Annotated in this window: 18 protein-coding genes; 9 read left to right on the top strand and 9 right to left on the bottom strand. The window is 68.6% G+C overall.

What is annotated here, in order from left to right:
* Window positions 1-9 precede the first annotated feature (9 nt).
* The 4 genes from purE (at window position 10) to KHN96_RS11640 (ending at window position 3,969) form a co-directional block, all read left to right on the top strand.
* Window positions 10-519 (top strand): 5-(carboxyamino)imidazole ribonucleotide mutase, encoded by a 510-nt coding sequence (gene purE / locus KHN96_RS11655; RefSeq protein WP_045787789.1) that lies wholly within the window; start codon window positions 10-12, stop codon window positions 517-519.
* A gap of 19 nt (window positions 520-538) precedes the next feature.
* Window positions 539-1,774 carry a 5-(carboxyamino)imidazole ribonucleotide synthase gene (locus KHN96_RS11650; protein WP_045786063.1) on the top strand — a complete coding sequence of 412 codons (1,236 nt, stop codon included), beginning with the start codon at window positions 539-541 and terminating at the stop codon, window positions 1,772-1,774.
* Between the two features lie 14 nt (window positions 1,775-1,788).
* A complete protein-coding gene (locus tag KHN96_RS11645) occupies window positions 1,789-2,799 on the top strand; it encodes an L-threonylcarbamoyladenylate synthase (RefSeq protein WP_045786064.1) in 1,011 nt (336 codons plus the stop codon).
* A 138-nt stretch (window positions 2,800-2,937) separates the two neighbouring features.
* Window positions 2,938-3,969, top strand: coding sequence for an SGNH/GDSL hydrolase family protein (locus KHN96_RS11640; protein WP_045786065.1), 1,032 nt, complete (start codon window positions 2,938-2,940; stop codon window positions 3,967-3,969).
* A gap of 73 nt (window positions 3,970-4,042) precedes the next feature.
* Here the strand turns inward: KHN96_RS11640 and mobB are convergent, their stop codons facing one another.
* The 4 genes from mobB to ku form a co-directional block, all read right to left on the bottom strand.
* Entirely contained in the window at window positions 4,043-4,558 is a 516-nt protein-coding gene (gene mobB, locus KHN96_RS11635; protein WP_045786066.1) for a molybdopterin-guanine dinucleotide biosynthesis protein B, read from the bottom strand.
* Window positions 4,555-6,114: a D-alanyl-D-alanine carboxypeptidase/D-alanyl-D-alanine endopeptidase gene (gene dacB / locus KHN96_RS11630; RefSeq protein WP_062739018.1), complete on the bottom strand. Its 1,560-nt coding sequence runs from the start codon at window positions 6,112-6,114 to the stop codon at window positions 4,555-4,557. The genes mobB and dacB overlap by 4 nt, the downstream gene beginning before the upstream one ends.
* A gap of 153 nt (window positions 6,115-6,267) precedes the next feature.
* On the bottom strand, window positions 6,268-8,889 hold the full coding sequence (ligD, locus tag KHN96_RS11625) for a DNA ligase D (protein WP_062739017.1): 2,622 nt from the start codon (window positions 8,887-8,889) through the stop codon (window positions 6,268-6,270).
* Between the two features lie 18 nt (window positions 8,890-8,907).
* Window positions 8,908-9,816, bottom strand: coding sequence for a non-homologous end joining protein Ku (gene ku, locus KHN96_RS11620; protein WP_045786069.1), 909 nt, complete (start codon window positions 9,814-9,816; stop codon window positions 8,908-8,910).
* A 183-nt stretch (window positions 9,817-9,999) separates the two neighbouring features.
* Between ku and KHN96_RS11615 the strand changes: the two genes are divergently transcribed.
* The 3 genes from KHN96_RS11615 (at window position 10,000) to KHN96_RS11605 (ending at window position 12,565) form a co-directional block, all read left to right on the top strand.
* Window positions 10,000-11,184, top strand: coding sequence for an MFS transporter (locus tag KHN96_RS11615; RefSeq protein WP_062739016.1), 1,185 nt, complete (start codon window positions 10,000-10,002; stop codon window positions 11,182-11,184).
* Window positions 11,185-11,379: 195 nt separating this feature from the next.
* Complete coding sequence (locus KHN96_RS11610) at window positions 11,380-11,739, top strand: hypothetical protein (RefSeq protein WP_045786071.1); 360 nt, start codon at window positions 11,380-11,382, stop codon at window positions 11,737-11,739.
* A 19-nt stretch (window positions 11,740-11,758) separates the two neighbouring features.
* Entirely contained in the window at window positions 11,759-12,565 is an 807-nt protein-coding gene (locus tag KHN96_RS11605; protein WP_045786072.1) for a hypothetical protein, read from the top strand.
* Here KHN96_RS11605 and KHN96_RS11600 read toward each other — a convergent pair.
* From KHN96_RS11600 to KHN96_RS11590, 3 genes are read right to left on the bottom strand one after another with little or no spacing between them, the layout of a single operon-like run.
* Window positions 12,562-12,996, bottom strand: coding sequence for an MgtC/SapB family protein (locus KHN96_RS11600; RefSeq protein WP_045786073.1), 435 nt, complete (start codon window positions 12,994-12,996; stop codon window positions 12,562-12,564). The two genes, KHN96_RS11605 and KHN96_RS11600, sit on opposite strands and share 4 nt — an antisense overlap.
* On the bottom strand, window positions 12,993-13,760 hold the full coding sequence (locus tag KHN96_RS11595) for a DUF1045 domain-containing protein (RefSeq protein ID WP_062739494.1): 768 nt from the start codon (window positions 13,758-13,760) through the stop codon (window positions 12,993-12,995). Before KHN96_RS11595 ends, KHN96_RS11600 begins: the two co-directional genes overlap by 4 nt.
* A 5-nt stretch (window positions 13,761-13,765) precedes the next feature.
* Window positions 13,766-14,941 (bottom strand): alpha-D-ribose 1-methylphosphonate 5-triphosphate diphosphatase, encoded by a 1,176-nt coding sequence (locus KHN96_RS11590; protein WP_045786075.1) that lies wholly within the window; start codon window positions 14,939-14,941, stop codon window positions 13,766-13,768.
* A gap of 174 nt (window positions 14,942-15,115) precedes the next feature.
* Between KHN96_RS11590 and KHN96_RS11585 the strand changes: the two genes are divergently transcribed.
* Together KHN96_RS11585 and KHN96_RS11580 are read left to right on the top strand one after the other, a co-directional pair.
* Window positions 15,116-17,830, top strand: a complete 2,715-nt coding sequence (locus KHN96_RS11585; protein WP_062739495.1) for a sensor domain-containing protein — start codon at window positions 15,116-15,118, stop codon at window positions 17,828-17,830.
* Between the two features lie 124 nt (window positions 17,831-17,954).
* Window positions 17,955-19,367: a methyl-accepting chemotaxis protein gene (locus tag KHN96_RS11580; protein WP_062739496.1), complete on the top strand. Its 1,413-nt coding sequence runs from the start codon at window positions 17,955-17,957 to the stop codon at window positions 19,365-19,367.
* 332 nt (window positions 19,368-19,699) lie between these two features.
* On the opposite strand, the gene KHN96_RS11575 is transcribed toward KHN96_RS11580, so the two are convergent.
* Entirely contained in the window at window positions 19,700-21,022 is a 1,323-nt protein-coding gene (locus KHN96_RS11575) for an MFS transporter (protein ID WP_062739497.1), read from the bottom strand.
* 168 nt (window positions 21,023-21,190) lie between these two features.
* Window positions 21,191-22,200: amidase (locus tag KHN96_RS11570; RefSeq protein ID WP_211888717.1), on the bottom strand; the 1,010-nt coding region annotated here is incomplete at its 5' end.

Below are 22,200 nucleotides of genomic sequence, written 5' to 3'. Positions count from 1 at the left end.
GCCATGACGATGACCGCACAGCAATCTGCTCCGCTCGTTGGCGTGGTGATGGGCTCCAGTTCCGACTGGGACGTGATGCGCCACGCCGTCGACATGCTCACCCAGTTCGGCATTCCGTTCGAGGCGCAGGTCGTCTCGGCGCACCGCATGCCGGACGAGATGTTCCGCTACGCCGAAGCCGCACGCGACCGGGGGTTGCGCGCCATCATTGCCGGTGCCGGCGGGGCGGCGCACCTGCCCGGCATGATCGCCGCCAAAACGATCGTGCCGGTGTTCGGCGTGCCGGTGCCGTCCAAGTATTTGCGCGGCGAAGATTCGCTGCTCTCCATCGTGCAGATGCCCAAGGGCATCCCGGTGTCGACGTTCGCCATTGGCGAAGCGGGCGCGGCCAACGCAGCGCTTGCCGCCATCGCGACCATTGCCACCACCGACCCGGCGCTGGCCGACAAGCTCGAAGCCTTCCGCGCGCAGCAGACCGAAGTGGCACGCGGCATGACGCTGCCGGTGCACGGTGCTTAAGCCAACCACGACCCGATTCATGGCCGACGACCTGAACCCGCGCCTGGCGCAAGCCCACACGCCGGAATCCCGCGCGCTGAACGTTCCCAACGCGATCCTGCCCGATGCCTGGCTGGGCATGCTAGGCGGCGGCCAGCTCGGCCGCATGTTCACGCATGCCGCACAGGCGATGGGCTACAAGGTCTGCGTGCTCGACCCGGACCCGAACAGCCCCGCCGGCACCATTGCCGAGCGCCACCTGTGCGCCGGCTACACCGACGAGGCGGCGCTGGCCGAAATGGCCGCGCTGTGCCCGGCCGTCACGACCGAATTCGAGAATGTGCCGGCACAGGCCCTGGACCGCCTGGAGCAGCTGGGCGCCTTCGTTGCTCCGCGCGCCAACTGCGTGTCGATCGCGCAGAACCGCATCGCCGAGAAGAAATTCTTCGCGCTGTGCGCCGCGCGCACGGGCATCCAGCCGGCACCGAGCTGGGTGATCCAGCACGATGCCGATATCGACCAGCTGCCCGCTGATCTGCTGCCCGGCATCCTGAAGATCGCCCGCATGGGCTATGACGGCAAGGGCCAGGCACGTGTCTCCACCGTCGAAGAGCTGCGCGCAGCGTGGGGTGCCATGCAGCACGTGCCGTGCGTGCTCGAGAAGAGGCTGCCGCTGGCGTACGAGGTGTCGGTGCTGGCTGCCCGCGCCGCCGACGGCACCACCGCCACGTGGCCGCTGGCCGAGAACGAACACCGTGACGGCATTCTGTTCTCGACCATCATGCCGTCGCGCAGCGTCTCCGACGACATTGCCACGCGCACCCGTGCGGCTGCCGCCATGATCGCCGAAGAGATGGGCTACGTCGGGGTGCTGTGCGTGGAGTTCTTCGTGCTGCAGGACGGCTCGCTGGTCGCCAATGAAATGGCGCCGCGACCGCACAACTCGGGCCACATCACCATGGACGTGTGCGAGACGAGCCAGTTCGAGCAGCAGGTGCGCGCCATGGCACGGCTGCCGCTGGGCAGCACGCGCCAGCATTCGCCAGGCCGCATGCTGAACGTGCTGGGCGACGTGTGGTTCGAATACGGTCTGGAGCGCACGCCGGCCTGGCACGAAGTCATGCGCCACAGCGGCACGAAGGTGCATCTGTACGGCAAGGCCGATGCGCGCCCCGGCCGCAAGATGGGCCACGTGAACTGCGTCGGCACGTCGCCCGAGGTGGTGGACGAGGCGTTCCGCCACGCCGCGCATGTGCTGGGCCTGCGGGCGGAGTGAGCAGGAGCATCGCCATGCACAGGCCGACCGCGCCCATCGTCATGCCCCCGCGCGAACGCCTCGACGAGGCCGCGCGCAGGCTGGAGGCCGGCGAACTGGTTGCTTTCCCGACCGAGACCGTCTACGGCCTCGGCGCCGATGCGGAAAACCCGCAGGCGATCGCGAAGATCTACGCCGCCAAGGGGCGGCCCTCCAACCACCCGGTGATCGTTCACGTGGTGGACGGCGCAGACATCTCGTACTGGGCGGACGAAGTGCCCGGCATTGCGCTGCAGTTGATCGAAGCGTTCTGGCCCGGCCCGCTCACGATGATCCTCAAGCGCGCGCCGCACATCCCGGCCGCCGTGGCAGGGGGGCAGGACAGCATCGGGCTGCGTTGTCCTTCGCATCCGGTGGCGCAGGCGCTGCTCTCGCGCTTCAAGCGCGGACGTGGCGGCATTGCGGCGCCGTCGGCCAACAAGTTCGGCCAGGTGAGCCCCACCACCGCGCAGCATGTGCGCGATGAATTTGGCGATACGGTGTTCGTGCTCGAAGGCGACGGCGTCGACGTCGGGATCGAGTCGACCATCATCGACCTCTCGCGGCTGGACCAGGGCATTGGCCCCGTGTTGCTGCGCCCGGGTGCCATCACACCGGAAGACATCGAACGTGTCACGGGCGAGGTGCCCGCGCTGCCGGATGCTGCCGCGCCGCGCGCGTCGGGCACGCTGAAGGCGCACTATGCGCCGCGCACGCCGCTGTATCTCCTTTCTGCCGCCGAGGTGCCCGCGCGCCTTGCCGCGCTGCCGGCCGGCAAGCGCATCGTCTGGCTCGGTGCGCCGGTGGCGCTGCCCGAGGGTTGCGACCAGCGTGCCGCGCCGGCCACGCCTGCGGCCTACGCCAACGCGCTCTACGCACTCCTGCGCGAGCTCGACCGTGGCGGCTACGACGCCATCTGGGTGGAAACCCTAGCCGATACCCCCGCCTGGGCGGCCGTCAACGACCGCCTGCGTCGCGCCGCCGCCGCGTTCGAAGGCAACCTCTAATTCTTCCGGGGCGGGGTCCCGCCTTCCGCCAGGCAACCTCGCTACACTTGGGCGTTGTGTGTCGTTCCGCGTGCTTCAAGCGCGCGCAGGTTTGCACCGCGGCACCACAGACCAAAAAAATCCACACGGGAGACAGACATGAAGTTGCGTCAATGGATGGGCGTCGCGTCGGCGGCACTCGCGCTGGGCCTGGCGGCTTGCGGCGGCGAATCCGATCAGGGTGGCAACAGCAACATCGCGAGGGTGCAGCGCATGGTCGTGTTCGGCGACAGCCTGAGCGACGCCGGCACCTACACGCCAGTCGCGCAGGCTGTGGGCGGCGGGAAGTTCACCACCAACCCTGGCCCGGTCTGGGCGGAAACCGTGGCCTCGCAAATGGGCGTCGCGCTCACGCCGGCCGTGATGGGCTACGCCAACCAGGTGCAGAGCTGCCCGAAACCCGGCTGCTTCGACTATGCACAGGGCGGCTCGCGCGTGACGGACCCGAACGGCATCGGCCACAACAACGGCGCTGGTGCGCTCACGTACCCGATCAAGCAGCAGCTGGCCAACTTCTACGCGGCCAGCAACAACACCTTCAACGGCAACAGCGACGTGGTGTTCGTCTTTGGCGGCAACAACGACATCTTCTACTGGGCCGCCGCCGTGGCGGCCAACCCGACCACCGTCACGCCCACCGTTGCCGCGGCGCAGGTGCAGCAGGCCGCCACGGAACTTGTCGGCTACATCAAAGACATGATCAGCAAGAACGCGACGCAACTGTACGTGTTCAACTTGCCCGACAGCAGCCTCACGCCGCAAGGTGTGGGTCAAGGCCCTGCGGCGCAGGCGCTGTTGCATACGCTGGTGGGCGTGTTCAACACGACGCTGCAGAACGGTCTGGCCGGCACGTCGGCACGCGTGATCGACTTCAACTCGCAACTGACTGCCGTGATCCAGAACGGCGCGATGTTCGGCTTCACCAACACAAGCACGCCGGCGTGCGATCCGAACAAGATGCCGGCGAGCGCGGCAGGCAGCTCGCTGTTCTGCTCGTCGAGCACGCTGGTGGCGACGGGGGCGGACCAGACCTACCTCTTTGCCGATGGCGTGCACCCGACCACCGGCGGCCATCGCCTGATTGCCAGCAACGTGCTGCAACGCCTGCTGGCCGACAACCTGGTGCACTGAGCGCACACCCCATGCCAAACGAAACGCCCGCGATTGCCGCGGGCGTTTTTTGTTGGGCGCAACACCGCGTGGACTACTTCACCAGCGCGGCGGCGAAGCGGTACACCGCATCGACATCGTTCAGGTCGAGCACAGCCACGCCCGCGGGCGGCTGCACGGCATCGCGCGCGTCGGTGGCGACGGCCACCACGCCGCCGATCTCGGGCCATAGCGGGGCGCGGCCGAGCGACGGGCGGAAGACCTCGATCTTCGGGAAGGTGCTGCGCTTGTAGCCTTCGACGATGACGAGGTCGGTTTCGGGCGCCAGTAGCGCCAGCACGTCCGCCAGCTCCGGCTCGTGCGCGTGGGTGTATTCGCGCATCAGCACGAGGCGCTCGCCGCCCACGAGCACCACTTCGGCGCTGCCGGCATCGCGCATCCGATACGAGTCCTTGCCCGGCGAATCGAGATCGAAGCCGTGATGCGTGTGCTTGATGGCCGCGACGCGGCGCCCGTCCTGCACGAAGCGCGCGATCAGCTGCTCGACCAGGGTGGTCTTGCCGCTGCCCGAGGTGCCGGTGATGCCCAGGAGTGCCGCGTGTGTCGTCATCGTTGTGCGCCTTGGTAGATCCATTGCAGCAGGGCATCGTGCGCGGCCTGGCCGGCGCCGGCGTTCGGGTGGTTGATCATGCTGACCACCACGAAGCGCTGGCCGCCTTCGCCTTCCACGTAGCCCGCGATGGCGCGCACGTCATTGAGCGTACCGGTCTTGATCTCGGCATTGCCAGCCACCCCCGCGCGCGTGAGGCGGTTGCGCATGGTGCCGTCGACGCCCACCACCGGCAGGGCATCGCGCAGGATGCCGCCGTTCGGATTGGCATCGGCCTGTTGCAGCAGGCGGCCCATGTTGCGCGCGCTGATGCGCTCGATGCGCGACAGGCCCGATCCGTTCTCGATCACGAGTTCGGGCATCGTCAGGTTCTGCCGCGCGAGCCAGCGCTGGATGACTTCGGTCGACTGCCGCACCGATGCGGGCTTGCGGCCGATCTCCGCGCCGATGGTGAGGAAGAGCTGGCGCGCCATCACGTTGTTCGAATACTTGTCGATGTCGTGCACCACTTCGGCCAGCGTGGGGCCGTAGTGCGTGGCCAGCAGCACGGCCTGGCGCGGTACCTTGCCTTCGCGCAGGCCGGGGGTGAAGCGCGTCGTGCCGCCGGCCTGCTGCCACAGCGCCAGGAAACCGCCCCAGATGAAATCGGCATGCGTGAGCGCCGCGAGGTTGTAGACGCGCTCCCCGCACGCGGCGGCATAGCGGCCGTCGAAGCTCGCGAGCACATGGCCATCGGGCTGCGTGCTGATGCTGGCGCCGGACAGGGTCTTCCAGTCGCCGCAGCCGCCGCGCGTGGCGCGCAGCCGGTTGTCGATCTGCAGTTGCGCCAGCGGCGGCGACACGTCGATGTTCACGGCGTTTCCGCCCGACCCGTCATCGCCCGCCGGCGTGAGCGTGAACGTCAGCGTCTTGAACGAATACAGCAGCGCATCGGGCGCGACGTTGTAGGCGCGCGCACTGTCGCCGTCGAGCGGCGGGGCTTCGGACAGGCCGTTCTCGAAGTACGTGCGATCGAGCACGATGTTGCCGGCCAGCTCGTCCACGCCGGCGCGGCGTATATCGGTCACCAGCTTGATGAGCTCTTCCGGAATCAGCTTCGGGTCGCCCTGTCCGCGCAGGTACAGATTGCCATTGAGCGTGCCGTTGACGGGGGCGCTGTCGGCGTACGCGGACGTCTTCCAGCGGAAGTTCGGTCCGAGCAGATCCAGCCCCGCAAAGGTGGTGAGCAGCTTCATGGTCGACGCCGGATTCATGCCGGTGTCGGCATTCCATTGCAGGATGGGTGTGTCGCTGCCGGTGCGGATAACGAACACGCTCACCGCATCGAGGGGGATGTGGGCGCGCGCAAACGCCAAGGCAACGTTGGCGGGAAGCCCGGCCGGGTTGTGCGCAGCTTGGCGTACCTGGGTCGCGGTGGGCCGCGGCGCAGCATGCGCGCCGTGCGGTTTCGGTTTCTTCGCGTGGGCCAGCGGCGCGGCGGCCACGGTAACGAGCATCGCGCAGGCGAGCACACGGCGCGACAGGAACAGCAAGCGGGTCGGACGAATTCGGGCCATCGGGGGGGCGGGTTGGGGAGCGCAAGACACGTGTGCCAAGTGCAGACGCAGGCATGTTAACGCAGCAGCCCGACACTTCGGCCGACAAGCACGGGGCCCTTCACCGGCCAATTCGCGCACAACCGCCCAGCTGTGACGGTGGGCCCACCTCGCTCAGGCCTTGAGGCCGATGCGCTTGCGCATCTCCGACGTGACGGACTGGCGCGTGCCGGCGTAATCGGCCCAAGGGTCGTCCTTGAGCTTGGCCAGGCGGTCGGGCAGCGTACGCAGCGTCCACTGCGCAGAAGACTGCAGCGTCTGCAGTTCGTCATGCCGGATCGGCACCGACACCGGCAGCCCCGTGCGTGCGCGCACGGAATACGCCGCGACCGTGCTCGCCCCACGGTTGTTGCGCAGGTAATCGATGAAGATCTTCCCCACGCGGTTCCGCGGCCCCATCTTGGCGACGAAGCGGTCCGGAAAGGTCGCGGCCATGTGCTGGACCACGGCCTGCGCAAAGCCTTTCAGCGCTTCCCAGCCGGCCGACTCCCGGCGCGTGAGCGGCACCACCACGTGCATGCCATGGCCGCCGCTGGTCTTCAGGAAGCCCTTCAGCCCGAGTTCGTCGAGCATCGCCAGCGTCAGCTGCGTGGCCTCGATGACGCGTGCAAACGGCAGGGCGGGGTCCGGGTCGATGTCGAAGACGATGCGGTCCGGCTGTTCGATGCGATCGGCGAGTGCGTTCCAGGTGTGCAGCTCCACCGTGCCCATCTGCACCGCGCCGACCAGCGCCTCCGCGCAGTTGATCGCCAGCAGCGAGGGGTGCCCCGGGTCCAGCGACGCATCGAGCTGCGTGATGCCCTGCAGCTTGAGCGCCGCCGAATGCTTCTGGAAGAAGCGTTCGCCTTCGATGCCGTCGGGCGCGCGCACGAGCGACGTGGGCCGGTTGCGCAGGTGCGGCAGCATCCAGTCGGCGACGCTCGCGTAGTAGCGCGCCAGATCGGCCTTGGTGGTGCCGCTGGCCTTTTCGATGACGCGGTCCGGGTGCGTCACGTCGACGCCCGCGATGCGCTCCGCGCCCGCGCGGATCTTGCGTTCGGCGGGGCGCGTCTGGGCGGTGCTCACGGCGGGTTTCTCCTTGCGGCCGCCTGCACGGGGCGCTCTGGCGGTTTCGCGAACGATGCTGCGAGGCGGCTTGTCGTCACGCAGGCCCTGGAAGACGGCCTGCCGCACGATGCCCTCGCGCGTCCATTCGGCAAAGGCGACCTCGGCCACGCGCTCGGGCCTGACCCATTGCACGTCGCGTGCGTCGGAGCCGGTGGGTGGGTTCACAAACGGGGGCGTGTCGGTCGCCAGGCTGGTGAGTTCGTGATGGAGCGCGCGCAGGCTCGTCTCGTTGAAGCCGCTGCCCACGCGGCCCGCGTACTGGAGCTTGCCCGCGTTGTCGTACACGCCGAGCAGCAGTGCGCCGAAGCCGCTGCGGCTGCCCTTGGGCGCGCTGTAGCCGCCGATCACGAACTCCTGCCGCCGCCCGCACTTGAGCTTGATCCATGCAGGGCTGCGGCCCGAGCGATACGCCGCATCGGCGCGCTTGCCGATCACGCCTTCAAGCGACATGCTGCATGCCGAGGCGAGCAGGTCTTCCGGCGGCGCGTTGAAGGCGCCGGAGAACAGCACGGCCTCGCGGTCCAGGTCGCCCGGCGCCGCGTCCAGGATGCGCTGCAGCAACGCGCGCCGCTCGCGCAGCGGCACGTTGCGCAGGTCCATGCCGTTGCAGAACGGCAGGTCGAAGAGGTAATACGCGATGTGCTCGGCGTGCGACGTTTCGAACGCGTTCTGCAGCGACTGGAAGTCGGGCACGCCGCGCTCGCCCATCACCACGACCTCGCCATCGAGCCATGCCTCGCGCAGGCCCAGCGCAGGCAGTGTGCGCACCTGGCGCGGCAGCTTGGCCGTCCAGTCGCGTCCGTTGCGGCTGAACAGGCGGATGCTCTCGCCGTCGATGCGCGCGAGGATGCGGTAGCCGTCGAACTTGACCTCGTAGTCCCAGTCGCCGTGCGCGGGCGGTGCATCGACCAGCGTGGCCAGCTGCGGCTCCAGCGTCTTCGGTAGCGCGGACGGCACGGCGCCGGCGGGCGGCTGCACTGCGGTATCGGCGGGGGCTTCGGTGGCGGGCGTCCTGGCGGCACGCGCCTGCGGCGCCTCTTCGCCGACATGCCTGCCGCTGATGACGCTGCCGGGCAACGCGCGCGTGATGTCGTAGTCGGCCGCGGCGCGCACGTGGTCGTCATGTTCCTTGATCAGCAGCCACTGCTCCTTCGGCTGCCGGCCGGTGGCGCGCAGATGCGTGCGCACCAGCGCCCACGCGCCGTGCAGCTTTTCACCGTCCAGTTCGAACTTGAGCTTGCCCTCGCGATAGGCCTTGCGCGGATCGCCGTGCGGGCGCCACGTGCCGCGGTCCCACACGATCACGTCGCCGCCGCCGTACTGGCCTTCGGGGATGTGCCCTTCAAAGTCGGCGTAGTCGAGCGGATGGTCTTCGACATGCACCGCGAGGCGCTTGTCGTGCGGGTCGAGGCTCGGGCCCTTCGGTACGGCCCAGCTCTTGAGCGTGCCGTCGAGTTCGAGGCGGAAGTCGTAATGCAGCCGCCGCGCGTCGTGCTTCTGGATGACGAAGTGCAGCGCGCCGTCGTCGCCGCGTCTGCGTTGTTCGTCGGCCTTGCGGCGCGCGCCGGAGGGCTCCTGCGTGAGGGTGAAATCGCGTTTGCGGCGGTAGTCGGCGAGATGGCGTGGCATGGCGTCGGCTCCGGTCGTTCATGCGCGCTTGCGCGCGGCGGTCTTGCGTGCCGTCTTGGCGGCGGCCTTGCGCGGCGCACGCTTGCGCGGCGGCGCCTCGTCTTCCTCGCCTTCGGAAGCGGCCTTGCCCTTGCCGCGCCGCGCGAGGCTCTGGCGCAGCAGGTCGGTCAGGTCGATCACGTTGGTGGCAGGCGGTGCGTGCTCGGCCTCCATCGGCTCGACCGATTCGGTGCGGCCCTCGCGCACCTTGCGGTCGACCAGCGCGAGGATGTCGTCGCGGAACGTGTCGTGGTACTGCGTCGGATCCCAGGTGTCGCTCATGTCTTCGATGAGCTTTTCGGCCATCTCGATCTCCTTGGCCGTGAGCTTGGCGGCCTTGGCGCCCTCGGCCGGCAGGTCGAGTTCCGACCAGTCGCGCACCTCGGTGGACCAGCGCAGCGTGTGCAGCACGAGCACAGGCCCGAGCGGGATCAGCGCGGCCAGGTGCTGCTTGGTGTGTAGCACGACGTTGGCCACCCCGACCTTCTGCGAACGCACCATGGCCTCGCGCAGCAGCGCGTACACCTTTTCGCCGCGCCGGTCGGGCGCCAGGAAGTATGGCGTGTCGAGATAGAGGAACGGGATCTCGGTCGCGTCCACGAAGGCCAGCAGGTCGACGGTTTGCGTGGACACCGGGTTGGCGGCGCGGATGTCGTCGTCGGTGAGGAGGACGTAGCGATCCTTCTCGTAGGCGAAGCCGCGCACGATCTGCTCGCGCGGCACTTCCTTGCCGGTGGCCTTGTTGATGCGCTTGTAGCCGACGCGGTCCATGGTGCGGCGGTCGAGCCAGTCGAAGTCGAGATCGTCGCTGCGGGTGGCCGGATACAGCGCGACGGGAATGTGGACGAGGCCGAAGCTCACGGCGCCTTTCCAGATCACGCGAGGCATGGCGGGTCTCCAGGATGCGGGGGTGCACGGGCGGTGACGCAAGCGGCATACCCGCGCATCGGTCACCTTCGTGACGCGGGCGCCGCCCGGCCCGCCGTCATACACTCTTGGGCGGCGCGCGGTAGCATGACGACTTGGCGGCGCAACGGGTTGGCGCCGCGCGTATGTCTTCCAGCCGCTTCCATGTCTTCCGAACTTGTGCAACGCGCCGGCGTCGTCTCGCCACGCCGGCTCCCCCTGTCGGCCCGCGCGGCGACGATGGCTCTCTTTTTCGTCAACGGTGCAACGTTTGCGACGTGGGGGATTCACATTCCCACGGTCAAGGCGCGCTTCGGGTTGTCCGAGGCGTCGCTGTCGCTGGCGATGTTCATGGTGGCGGCAGGCGCCATCGTGGCGATGAAGTTCGCGGGCAGTTGGGCCGCGCGCATCGGCACGCGCCGCGCCAGCGTGCAGGCGGGCATGGCCTTCGGCGTCATGACGGCGCTCATCATGCTGATGCCGACCTACCCGACGCTGCTGGCTGTGCTGCTGCTGTTCGGCATCACCAACGCGGGTTTCGACGTGGCCATGAACGCGCAGGCGGCTACGGTCGAGGCCAACCACCATAAGCCGATCATTTCGTCTCTGCACGGCATGTTCAGCCTGGGCGGCATGGCGGGTGCGGCGGCAGGCGGCGTGCTGCTCGAGCTTGGTGTGCCGCCGGCGGTGCATTGCGGCGGCATGGCGCTCGTCACCATGGCCACGGCGCTGTGCGCGGGGCCGTTCATGCTGCCCGATCACGTGCATGCCGAAGGCGAGCCGGCCCATCCCACCACGGGGCGCACGCTGTTCGTGCTCGGCCTGCTGGCCTTCTTCGGGCTGGTGGGCGAAGGCGCCATGTACGACTGGACGACCGTGTACATGCGCGAGATTGCGCAATCGCCCGAGGCCATTGCCAGCGCGGGTTATGCAGCGTTCTCGGGCGGCATGGCGCTTGCACGGTTCGGCGGGGATGTCGCCCGCGGCCACTGGGGCAACATGCGCGTGCTCCGTGCCAGCGGTGTGCTGGCCACGGCGGGCATCCTGCTGGCGCTGCTGTGGCCGGCGCCGGCGGCAGTGCTGGCCGGGTTCGGGCTGATGGGCGTGGGTGCGGCCAACATGGTGCCGATCTTCTTCATCACCGCATCGCGCCTGCCGGGTGTGCCGGCGGCCGAGGGCATTGCCGCCGTGGCGCGTTTTGCCTATGTCGGCCTGCTGGTCGGCCCGGTCATCATCGGGTTGATCGCGCACCGCTCGGACCTGCGCTGGGGCCTGTCGGTCGTGGCGCTGACCATGGCGCTGATTGCCGTGGCCGGCCCCCATGCGATCCGCCGGCCTGAACATCGTTAAACGGTGTGCATCGGCCCAAGAAACAGGCGATTCCTGTTCGTTGACTTTCCTGGGCGCTTGCCATAGCTTACGACGAGGAGAGGGGGTTTCCCGGCGCCGCCGCCATGGTCTGGCCGTGAGGTGGCATCGGGGTACGTTCAAAACGAGGCTGCACCACGTGATCAGCCCAAACGACCCATAGGAAAGGAGCTTCAGATGCCGTACAAACGTCTCACCCTCGTGGCAGCGGCTGCTGTCGTGGCAGCCATCGGAAGCATGGCCCACGCGCAGACCGACAAGAAGTTCGACCCCTACACCCAGGGCGCCAAGGCTGGCGACAAGTTCGATCCCTACACCCAAGGCGCCAAGGCGGGCGACAAGTTCGACCCATACAGCCAGGGCGCTAACAAGAACGACAGCACGGCCAGCGCGCTGAACCCGGGCGCACAGCCGGCCAACGTTGAAAAGGGCAAGTACGATACGTACACCCAGGGTGCCAAGGCGGGCGACAAGTTCGACCCGTACAGCCAGGGTGCCAAGGCCACCGACCCGTACACCGACGGCGCGAAGAAGTAAGCCGGTGTCCTCGACGTGCATGAAGACGCTGATGCATCACCCGATGCATCGGCGTTTTTCTTTGTGGGCGGCGGCGGTCCTCGCGTGTGTCGCGCTGCCCGTGCAGGCCGCCGGTCTGTGCACGGCGCCGTGGGTGCACGATGGCACCCGGCTGCGCCTGGACGGCAACGGCAAGACGCCGATGATCGTCGAGTTCACGCTGCACGACGTCAACCACGACATCCAGGATGGCTGCGAGATCGGCCTGCACATCTATGCCAAGTCGGGGCTCGTGGCGCTTGGCGGGCGGCCGGTCGAGACGGTACAGGATCACCAACTGCTCGTGGACGAAGCGGGCGTCGTCACCCGCGTGGTCAGCATCAACGGGCACGTCTTTGCGCAAAGCGAGCACGCCGACCTCGTGGGCACGGTGAGCACCGCCATCTCGGGCATGTTCCTCTACGGCGCCGGGCTTGCACCCGAGGCCGAGATGCTGCCCGGCGATACGTACGAGTCGAGCTTCGATTTCGACGTGGTATCGCCGCGGCTGGGCATTTCCGTGGGCCGCATGCGCGCCGCGCACGCCAGGGTGGAAGTGTCGGAGCGCCAGGTCGGGCCGGCGCAGCCGATGAACACGGTGGTCGGCATCCTGCAATGCCGGCCGATCCGTTACACCCGCACCGCCAGGCTGGGCGTGCTGCGGCTCGGCAACGAAACCATCGAGCCGGAACCGACCGTCGCGCATCTCACCGACTGGTACTGCCCCGAAGCCGGCGTGGTGATGCGGCAGGAGGTCGAGCAGCACGGCCAGACGCAGACCATCGATGTGGTCGATCTCCAGCGCTAGCGCGGGCCGCCGCGCGGTGGCCGCTGGATCCGGCGCTCGATGGGCCCGCCGAGCACCAGCAGCGCCAGCGCCAGCACGAAGCTGATTGCCACCAGCGCGTATTGCCCGCCGCCGCATGCCGCGCCCAGCATGGCGGCAAGCCAGATGGAGGCAGCGGTGGTCAGCCCTTGCACGCGTTCGTTGTGCGGGTGGTGGATGATGACGCCGGCGCCCAGGAAGCCCACGCCGGCCATCACGCCCTGGACGGTGCGCGTCACGCCGTCCGGGCCGAACCCGTTGGCGGAAAACGCCACCGCCAGGGCCGCGCCCAATGACACCAGCCCAAGCGTGCGGACGCCCGCCGACTTGCCATGCAGGCTACGGTTGGCCCCCAGCAGCGCACCCACCAGCAGTGCGGCGGCCATGCGGAGCGCCATGTCGTGGAGCGTCATGCCGCTTCCTGCTCAGGCCCGAACGACTCGACGCTGCCATCGAACCGATAAACGCGCGCCACGGTAAAAGGCGCGCCCGCCTCGGGCTGCGTGAACACGGCGATGTGGTCGACCGGCATGGCCGCCGGCAGCACCACCGGCGTGGCTTCCAGGGCGCGATAGCACGCAAGCTGTTCGGCGTGGCCCAGCTGGCCGGTCAGCGTGATGTGGAACGTGAACGTATCGAAGACGTACGGATACCCCCAGCGCTGCAGGTGGCGTTCCTGCGCCGCCGACAGGCCCACACGGCGGCGGCGTGCCAGTTCTGCGGGCGGGGGTGGGGCCCGGAACGCGTCGAACTCTCGCACGCAGGCGTCTGCGAGGGCGTGCAGGGCGTCACGGGCGGGATCGCCATGGCGCAGGCGCCACGCGAGGAAGCCGCGCAACGTGTGCAGCGTGGGTGCAATCGTGAAGGGCTGCTGCTGCGCGGCAAACCGGCGCAGCGCCGCGTCGAGCTCATCCACGGTGTGCTCGGCGGCGAGGCGGAAGGGCGGCTTGAACGTCGCGTGCAGGCCGTACTGGCGCGGCGCGTCTGTCCAGCGGTCGAGCGTGGCGAGGTCGATGCCGGCGTCGCGGGCCAAGGGCTCGCGCAGGTGTGCTTCGATGACGGTATTGCTGCGCGCGCAGCGGCCAAGCCACCGGGTGCCGAGCGTGTACCAGGGTTCGGGCGGCAGCAGATAGAGTGCGTAGCGCCAGGCCGTGGGCAGGGGCGGCAGCGCTGGCATCGCGTTCAGCCGATCAGCGGCAGATGCCCCGCGGCGTGGCGCAGACGGCCGCCCACCACGGCGGCCACCACGCGCGGCAGGCCGGGGCGGCGGTCGTCCACGACGATGGCATCGGCGCGCATGCCTGTGGCGAGCGTGCCGCGGTCGGCCAGCCCTGCCGCTTCGGCGGGATGCGCGGCCACGAGCTTCCACGCCTGCGGCAGGCTTGCCACGCCACGCTCTGCCAGCTTGAAGGGCGCGGCCAGGAGCGCTGGGTAGTAGTAATCCGAGGCCAGCACGGTGCCCAGCCCCGCAGCCACCATGGCCGTGGCATCCGGCGCGCCGTTGTGGCTGCCGCCGCGCACCACGTTGGGCGCCCCGAACACGATGTGGCCGCCGTGTGCGCGCGCGGCGCGGGCGACGGCCTCGGTCAGCGGAAATTCGGTGACGGTGCATCCGTGCGCGTGGAACGCGTCGCGCGTGGCCACGTCGGGCTCGTCATGCGAGGCCATGCGGATGCCGCGCTCGCGGGCGGCCCGGGCCAGCGTGGCGGTCACCGTGTCCACCTTGCCGGCGTTGGCCGCCGCTGCATGGAACCGGACAAGGAACGTGTCGACGTCGCATTCGGCGCGGTCGGCGTACTGCCCGAGCTTGCGCGCGTCGCCCAGCTTGTCGCGCATGACGGGCAGGTGGTCGTTGAACGACAGGAAATGCACGCGCCCGGCCTCCATCCAGGCCAGTGCGTCGGCCACGCCGTCGGCATGGTGCAGCTCGAAGCGCAGGTGCATCAGGTGCTGCGCGCCGAGGTGCGGGCGCATGGCGTCGAGCGTATCGAGCATGCGCAGCGCATAGCTGCGGCCGCGCAAGCCGCCTTCCCACGAATACGTGACGCCGTGGAACTCGGTGGTGATGCCGTTGGCCAGTAGTTGGCCGTCGACGTCGGCCAGGGCCGTTTCGTACGGGAAGGCCACGCCGGGGCGCGGCATGACGGCGCGTTCGAAGGCGTCCCCATGCACGTCGACGATGCCGGGCAGCACCAGCAGGTCGCCGCAGTCGATCATGCCGCGCGTCGGCTGGGCGTCACATGCGACGATTCGCCCGTCGCGGAATTGCACGGCCGCTTCCGCCAGGCCGTCGGCGAGGAGGGTGCGGCGCGAAACGAGGCCGGCCACGTGGCCGACAGAGGACGAAAACGATTGCATAGGGCCCACTTCGGTGTGCGCACTTGTTCGGTGTGGTGCCGGCATTGTGCCGCAACCGGCGTGCCGGCTGTCGGCGCCTCGGTCGTTTGTCCCACTCTGTAGTGGGGAGCCCCATCCGAACGCCTTAACTTTCCGGCTGCCTTGGTCGATATCTCAGAAAACAGCCCAGGCCATATGGACGCCACTTCCACCGAGCGGCCTGACCGTCCCGGACAGGATGCGACCGTCCCGGACGCCCCCAGGCCGCTGCCGCTCGCTGACGATCGTTACGAGGCACTCGTCCGGCAAATGCCGGATGCGCTGTACATCGTGGCGGACGACATCATCGTTTTCATCAACGAGGCGGGCGTTCGGCTGTTGGGTGGGCAGAGCGCGCGGGATATCGTCGGCCGCGAGCTCGATGAATTCGTCCACGATAACTCGGTGCAACTGGCCCGCCAGCGGCGCGTCTGGATGGTCGAACACGGCGCGGGTCTGCCGCCGGTGGAGCAGACGCTGCTGCGCTGCGATGGCACGCCGGTGGAGGTGGAGGTGCTCTCCGCCCCGGTGCAGCTTGGCTGGCGCACCGCCATCCAGGTCGTGGCGCGCGACATCACGCAGCGCAAGCAGGCCGAACAGGCGCTGCGCGAATCGGAAGCCAACTACCGCGCCCTGGCCGCGGAAACCGCGCGCGCCAAGGAACTGCTGCGGTGCGAGAAAACCGTGCTCGAACTGAGCTCGCGCAATGTTCCGCTGCCTGACCTGCTCGCCGAGGTATGCCGGCTGGTGGAAGGGCTGCTTGGCGACGGCGCCATGTGTTCCGTGCTGCTGTGCAGCGACGGCGAGCACGTTACGCAAGCCGTCGCGCCGTCGCTGCCGTCCGTGCTCTCGCAGGGGCTCGTGGGCTTGGCGATCGGCCCCGCGCACGGCTCCTGCGGCACCGCCATGTACCTCAACCGGCGCGTGGTGGTGGAGGACATCCTCGCCGATCCACTGTGGGACGACTACCGCGACCTGGTGGTCCCGCTCGGCTTGCGCGCGTGCTGGTCCACGCCCATCCGCGGCGACAACGCGCAGATGATCGGCGCGATGGGCATCTATTACGACACGCCGCGCGCGCCGACGGCCGATGCGATGGGCCTGCTCGACGCCATCACCGACATCGTCGGTGTGGCGATTCAGAAGGCGCATATCGCGCGCGAGCTGCAGGAGAGCGAAGAGCGCTACCGCCTGGCCGTCGACAACCTGACCGAGGGCATCGTCGTGCAGGCGGCCGACGGCACCATCCTCGCGTGCAACCCGAGCGCGCGGCGCATCCTGCGCGCGGGCCCCGTCTCACCGGTGGGCACCAGCCATCTCGCGCTGATGCGGCGTTCGCTGCGCGAAGACGGCACCGAGATCCCGTTTGACGAGCGCCCCACGCGCGTGGTGCTCAACACCGGACGTCCGCTGCTGGGTCTGACCATCGGTCTCGAACTGGTGGACGGCGAGATCGTATGGGTGCACGAAAACGTGCTGCCGATCATCCGCCCCGGCGACGAGGCTCCATCGGCCGTGCTCATCTCGTTCAACGACATCGGGCCCGCGCGCGCCGCGCAGCAGCAGCTGACGTTCCTGGCGCAGCGCGATGCGCTCACCGGCCTGTACAACCGCGCGTTCTTCTCACAGCGCATGCAGGCCGTGATGGACCGGGCCGCGTCTGAGCACCGCCAGGTGGCCGTGCTGTTTCTCGACCTGGACGGCTTCAAGAAGGTCAACGACACGGCCGGCCATGAGGCCGGAGACCACCTGCTGCGCATCGTCGCGCAACGGCTGTCGGGCTGCGTGCGCGAGAGCGATACGCTGGCCCGCCTCGGCGGCGATGAATTCGTCGTGCTGCTCGACGACGTGCGCTCGCTCGGCGAGGCCGAGCGGCTGGCCAGGCGCATCGTCCGCGCGATCGCGCAGCCGTTTTCCACCGGCGGCATCGAGTACTACCTTGGCGCGTCGATCGGCATTGCGCTGTACCCCGAGCACGGCGCCGATGCCGCCACGCTGCTGCGCAGCGCCGATGCCGCCATGTACAACGCCAAGCAGAACGGGCGCAACCAGCACCGCGTGTACACCGCGCGCCTGTCGCAGCGTGCACAGCGGCGCTTCCAGCTCGAGCACCACCTGCGCCGCGCGCTCGGTGCGGGCGAGCTCTCGCTGCGCTTTCAGCCGATCGTCGACGCCACAGCGATGGACATCGTCGGCGCCGAGGTGCTGCTGCGCTGGCACAGTGCGGAACTCGGCGAGGTGTCGCCCGCGGAGTTCATTCCCGTGGCCGAAGACGCCGGGCTCATCAACGACATCGGCGCGTGGACGCTGGCACAGGCATGCCGCCAGGCTGCGCACTGGCGCGCCACCTGCATGCCGGAGTTCTTCGTGGCGGTGAACCTCTCGCCGCGCCAGTTCGGGGAGGGGCTGGTGCCGACCATCGCGCGTTGCCTGGACGAGGCCGGCCTGCCCGCCAGCGCGCTCGAGATGGAGATCACCGAGGGATTGCTCATGCGCGACACCGCCGCCGTGATGCCGATGCTCGATGCCCTGACGGCGCTGGGCGTGCGCATTTCCATCGACGATTTCGGCACGGGCTACTCCTCGCTGTCGTACCTGCAGCGCTTTCCGATCGACAACCTCAAGGTGGACCGGTCGTTCGTCTCGGGCATTCCGCGCCATCGCGATTCGGTCGTGATCTCGCGCGCGGTGGTGGCGATGGCTGCGTCGCTCGACATGAGCGTCACCGCCGAGGGCGTCGAGACGCTGGAGCAGGCGGAATTCCTGCAGGCCGCCGGCTGCGACAAGCTGCAGGGCTTCCTGTTCGGGCCGCCCATGACGGCCGAGGCCTACGAGGCGCGGCTGCGCCGGGGCCGCGCGGCACTCGCGTAATGCCTGCGTAAGCCCGGGCAGGTAGCGTCACTCAAGTGGGCGCCCGCCGGCGCCGATAACCCCCGTAGAGGGTTGCCCCGCGCCATCGTGGGGCCGACACAACAACAACCGGAGACCAACGCAAGTGAAGCCATTCGCCTGGGGCCGCGGCCCGAATGCCTCTCCTGACCTGGTGGCCCGCATTGCCGAAGAAGCCGGCCGCGTCGGCATCGGCATCTGCGAGGTGTCCGGCAATGTGGAGGACGTGGCTGCGCGCCTGCGCCGCCAGGCCGACGTGTTCGACCAGCTGCGCGCCGCTGCCGATGCCACCATGCGCGGCAACCACGACATCGCCGTGGCAGCGCGCCACGCGCGTGAAGTGGCCTCGCACGCCAGCGAGGAGGTGAGCGGCTCGCGGGCCACGGTCGATGCGTCGCTGCGGGACATACGCGAACTGGCCGTCGGCGTGGCCAGCATGGAGCAGCAGGTTGCCGCCCTGCGCGAGGCGCTCACGCAGGTGGCCCAGGCTGCAGAACAGATCTCGCAGATTGCCAAGCAGACGAACCTGCTCGCCATCAACGCCGCCATCGAGGCGGCGCGCGCCGGAGAATCGGGCCGCAGCTTCGCGGTGGTGGCCGGTGCCGTCAAGCAGCTGGCAGGACAGACGGCCGACGCCACGCGGCGTATCGAGACCACGCTGGCCGATCTGTCCGGCCAGACCGACAAGCTCATCGGCGACAGCAGCGCCAACGTGTCGCGCGCGCAGCGCGTGGACGCGGGCACGCAGGCCATCGGCGCGGTGATCGGCGTGGCCGGCGAGGCCATCGCACGCTTTGACGCCGAAGCCACCAGCATTGCCGAGTCCACCGCCGCCATCGAGGCGGAATGCGCGTCACTCGCGCACGAGGTGGACGCCATGGCCGAGGGCGTCAAGCAGTCGAGCCACAACATCGACAGCGCGCAGCAGCAGCTGGCCGGTCTGCTGGGCGCTTCGGAAACGCTGATCCGGCTGACGGCGTCGACCGGCGTCAAGAGCGCCGACACGCCCTTCATCGAGGCCGTGCAGGCGGCAGCGCGCAAGATCGGTGTGCTGTTTGAATCGGCACTGGCGCGTGGCGATATCAGCGAGGCCGACCTGTTCGACCGCGCGTATCAGCCGGTGCCGAATACCGACCCGCCGCAGTACCTGACGCGCTTTACCGCGTTGACCGATCGCGCACTGCCTGCGGTGCAGGAGCCGCTGCTCGCGCTGGACCCGCGGGTGGTGTTCTGTGCCGCGGTGGACAACAACGGCTATCTGCCCACGCACAACCTGAAGTTCTCGCAGCCGCAGGGCAGTGATCCGGCATGGAATGCTGCGAACAGCCGCAACCGGCGGCTCTTTACTGACCGCACGGGGCTGGGGGCTGCGCGCAATACCGAGGCGTTCTTGCTGCAGACCTATCGGCGGGATATGGGGAACGGGACGTTCGTGATGATGAAGGATGTGTCGGCACCGATTTACGTCAGGGGCCGCCACTGGGGTGGGTTCCGGATGGGTTACAAGGTGGCCAGTTGAAGACCGTAACGCGCGGTGGGGTTTGGGACCCCGCTTGCGGGGTTTTGTTGTTGATGGTGCATCGCTTGTTTCGTCCCCTGCCGGGGCCGACTTACTTTCTTTGTCTTGCCAAAGAAAGGTAAGCAAAGAAAGGCGTGCCCGAGATGGCGCCCCACTCCTTGAATTTCTGTCGCAGGGAGGGGAAGGAGGCAAACTCGCTGCGCTCAGACAGGCCTCCTTCCTTTTTCCTCCCTGCAACAGAAATTCAAGGCGCCATCTAGGGCAGGAACGTCAACGGCCAGACCATCGCGGCGCGGGGGTTGGCGCGACGATGGTCTGTTTGCTGTTGGGGCTTAGTGTTTGCGCGTGCCCAGGATGACCAGGACGGCGGCGCCCAGCTCCAGCGCGGCTACGAAGTAGAGGCCGGCGGAGAGGTGGCCGGTGCTGGTCTTCAGCCAGCCGATCATGTACGGCGCGACGAAGCCGGCGAGGTTGCCGATGGAGTTGATGAGGGCGATGCCGCCTGCGGCTGCGGTGCCGGCCAGGAAGACAGCGGGGATCGACCAGAACACCGGGAACGCGGCGAGGATACCGATGGCGGCGACGGTCAGGGCCAGCAGCGCCAGCAGCGGAGTGCCGAGCAGCGCGCCGGTGGCGACGAGGCCGGCGCTGGCGATGAGAGCGGCGATGGCGCAGTGCATGCGGCGCTCGCCGGTACGGTCGGAATGCGCGCCGTTCCAGACCATCGCAATCGTGCCGGCGATGAACGGAATGGCCGCGATCAGGCCGATCTGGAAATTGCCCTGCACGCCAAGCTCCTTGATGATCGACGGCGTCCAGAAGGCGATGGTGGCGTTGCCGCTGACGACGCAGAAGTAGATCAGCGCGCAGATCCACACGCGGGCGTTGGCCAGCGCCGCGCCAAACGAGGCGTGCTTTGCGGGGTCGCGGTTCTCCACCTCGACGGCGCGGATGACGGCGTCTTGCTCCGCAGCAGACAGCCACTTGGCCTGGCGCGGTGTTTCGGGCAGCCAGACGAGCACCGCGAAGCCGGCCAGCACCGACGGAATGCCTTCAAGCAGGAACAGCCATTGCCAGTTGGCGAGGTGGCCCACGCCTTCCATGCGGCTCATGATGAAACCGGCAATCGGGCCGCCCACCACACCGGCAATCGCAAACGACGTCATGAACAGGCCGTTGATGCGCGCACGGTGTGCGGAGGGAAACCAGTACGTCAGGTACAGCACCACGCCCGGGAAGAACCCCGCTTCAAAGATGCCGAGCAGGAAGCGCATCACGTAGAACGACGTGGGCGTCTTCACGTAGATCATCGCCATCGAGGCCAGGCCCCACAGAATGGTGATGCGGGCGAGCGTCTTGCGCGCACCGATCTTTTCCAGCAGCAGGTTGCTCGGCACTTCAAACAGGAAGTAGCCGATGAAGAAGATGCCGGCACCCAAGCCGTAGACGGCTTCGCTGAACTGCAGGTCCTGCAGCATCTGCAGCTTGGCGAAGCCGACGTTCACGCGGTCGATCCACGCGAGGATGAACAGGATCACCAGGAAGGGCACGAGCCGCATGGCGATGCGGCGGTAGGTGGCCTCCAGCGCGGCGTCTTCAGGGGGGCTGCTGGCCGGATCCGTGGGGTGGGCCGGCAGGGCTTGGGTTTGCGACATGGTTTCCTCCGATAGCGTGAGAGCTTGCCGGCGCTTCGTTGTGCCGCTTTGTGCGACGAAACGCAGGCGTGAGTAGGGCCGGGCGCGTCTGCGGCGCGCCTTTTTCGTGGTGATTGAAGAGAACCGCCCGCGTGGCCCAGCGGCAGGCGGCAGGTTCGTGCTAGCCGATCAACGCAGCGCAGCCTCCACCGCCCGGCCGACACGCAGGACGCGCGCGTCGTCGCCCGCGAGACCACACAGCGACAAGCCCGCCGGCAGTTCGCCAGCGGCGTGGGCAGGCAGCGTCAGCGCGCAGCCGTCCAGGAAATTGATCACGCTCGGGTTGCGCAACGCGAGTGCATTGGTGCGGAAGAACTGTGCGTCGTCGGCTTCGAGCGGGGCGACTTCGGGCGGCACGATGGCCACCGTCGGCATCAGCCACGCATCGAAGTTGGCCAGGCGCTTGCGTGCGGCGGCAATCATGCGTGCGCGTGCCTGCATGACGTCGATGTACGCCGCCGCGCCCATCTGCTCGCCGCGGCGGATGCGTGCGGCCACGCGCGGGTCGTAGTGGGCCTCGGCGCGGGCCAGCAGCGGACGGTGCCACGCCCAGGCCTCGGCGGCCGTGAGCCCGCCGCCGCCGTTGATCTCCGGCAGTTCGAGCAGTTCGGGAAATTCGAAACGCACGATGTGTGCGCCTGCGCGTTCGAGCTGTTCCACGGCGCGGTCGAATGCCCTGGCGACCGTGTCGTCGAGGGCCGCGCCCACGTAGTCCTGCGTGACGCCGAGGCGCAAGCCGGCCAGCGGCACGGCATCGGTGTCGAGCGTCTCGCCACTGAGGATGGCATCGACGATGGCGCAGCAATCGACGGAGTTCGCCAGCGGTCCGGCCGAATCGAGCGAGGTCGACAGTGGCACGCCGCCCGTCATCGGCACGCGGCGCGCCGTGGGTTTGAAGCCGGTCAGATTGCAGAACGCCGACGGAATGCGGATCGACCCGCCCGTGTCGGTGCCCAGCGCCGCGACGGCCATGCCGCCCGCCACGGTGACGGCGCCGCCGGACGTGGAGCCGCCGGCGGCTCGCGCGTTGTCGGCCGGCGTGCGCGGCGTGCCGTAGTGCGGGTTCAGACCGAGGCCCGAGAACGCGAACTCGCTCATGTTGGTGCGGCCGAGCAGCACCGCACCGGCTGCGCGCAGGC

Origin of the sequence: Ralstonia mannitolilytica, assembly GCF_905397375.1 — a bacterium.
Classification (GTDB): Bacteria; Pseudomonadota; Gammaproteobacteria; order Burkholderiales; family Burkholderiaceae; genus Ralstonia; species Ralstonia mannitolilytica.
The sequence above is the reverse complement of the archived record's forward strand: the minus strand, read 5'-3'. Positions and strand labels throughout refer to the sequence as shown.

Coding starts and splice junctions, on each gene's coding strand:
- purE (WP_045787789.1), top strand. CDS start 10: ATGACCGCACAGCAATCTGCTCCGCTCGTTGGCGTGGTGATGGGCTCC.
- KHN96_RS11650 (WP_045786063.1), top strand. CDS start 539: ATGGCCGACGACCTGAACCCGCGCCTGGCGCAAGCCCACACGCCGGAA.
- KHN96_RS11645 (WP_045786064.1), top strand. CDS start 1,789: ATGCACAGGCCGACCGCGCCCATCGTCATGCCCCCGCGCGAACGCCTC.
- KHN96_RS11640 (WP_045786065.1), top strand. CDS start 2,938: ATGAAGTTGCGTCAATGGATGGGCGTCGCGTCGGCGGCACTCGCGCTG.
- mobB (WP_045786066.1), bottom strand. CDS start 4,558: ATGACGACACACGCGGCACTCCTGGGCATCACCGGCACCTCGGGCAGC.
- dacB (WP_062739018.1), bottom strand. CDS start 6,114: ATGGCCCGAATTCGTCCGACCCGCTTGCTGTTCCTGTCGCGCCGTGTG.
- ligD (WP_062739017.1), bottom strand. CDS start 8,889: ATGCCACGCCATCTCGCCGACTACCGCCGCAAACGCGATTTCACCCTC.
- ku (WP_045786069.1), bottom strand. CDS start 9,816: ATGCCTCGCGTGATCTGGAAAGGCGCCGTGAGCTTCGGCCTCGTCCAC.
- KHN96_RS11615 (WP_062739016.1), top strand. CDS start 10,000: ATGTCTTCCGAACTTGTGCAACGCGCCGGCGTCGTCTCGCCACGCCGG.
- KHN96_RS11610 (WP_045786071.1), top strand. CDS start 11,380: ATGCCGTACAAACGTCTCACCCTCGTGGCAGCGGCTGCTGTCGTGGCA.
- KHN96_RS11605 (WP_045786072.1), top strand. CDS start 11,759: ATGAAGACGCTGATGCATCACCCGATGCATCGGCGTTTTTCTTTGTGG.
- KHN96_RS11600 (WP_045786073.1), bottom strand. CDS start 12,996: ATGACGCTCCACGACATGGCGCTCCGCATGGCCGCCGCACTGCTGGTG.
- KHN96_RS11595 (WP_062739494.1), bottom strand. CDS start 13,760: ATGCCAGCGCTGCCGCCCCTGCCCACGGCCTGGCGCTACGCACTCTAT.
- KHN96_RS11590 (WP_045786075.1), bottom strand. CDS start 14,941: ATGCAATCGTTTTCGTCCTCTGTCGGCCACGTGGCCGGCCTCGTTTCG.
- KHN96_RS11585 (WP_062739495.1), top strand. CDS start 15,116: ATGGACGCCACTTCCACCGAGCGGCCTGACCGTCCCGGACAGGATGCG.
- KHN96_RS11575 (WP_062739497.1), bottom strand. CDS start 21,022: ATGTCGCAAACCCAAGCCCTGCCGGCCCACCCCACGGATCCGGCCAGC.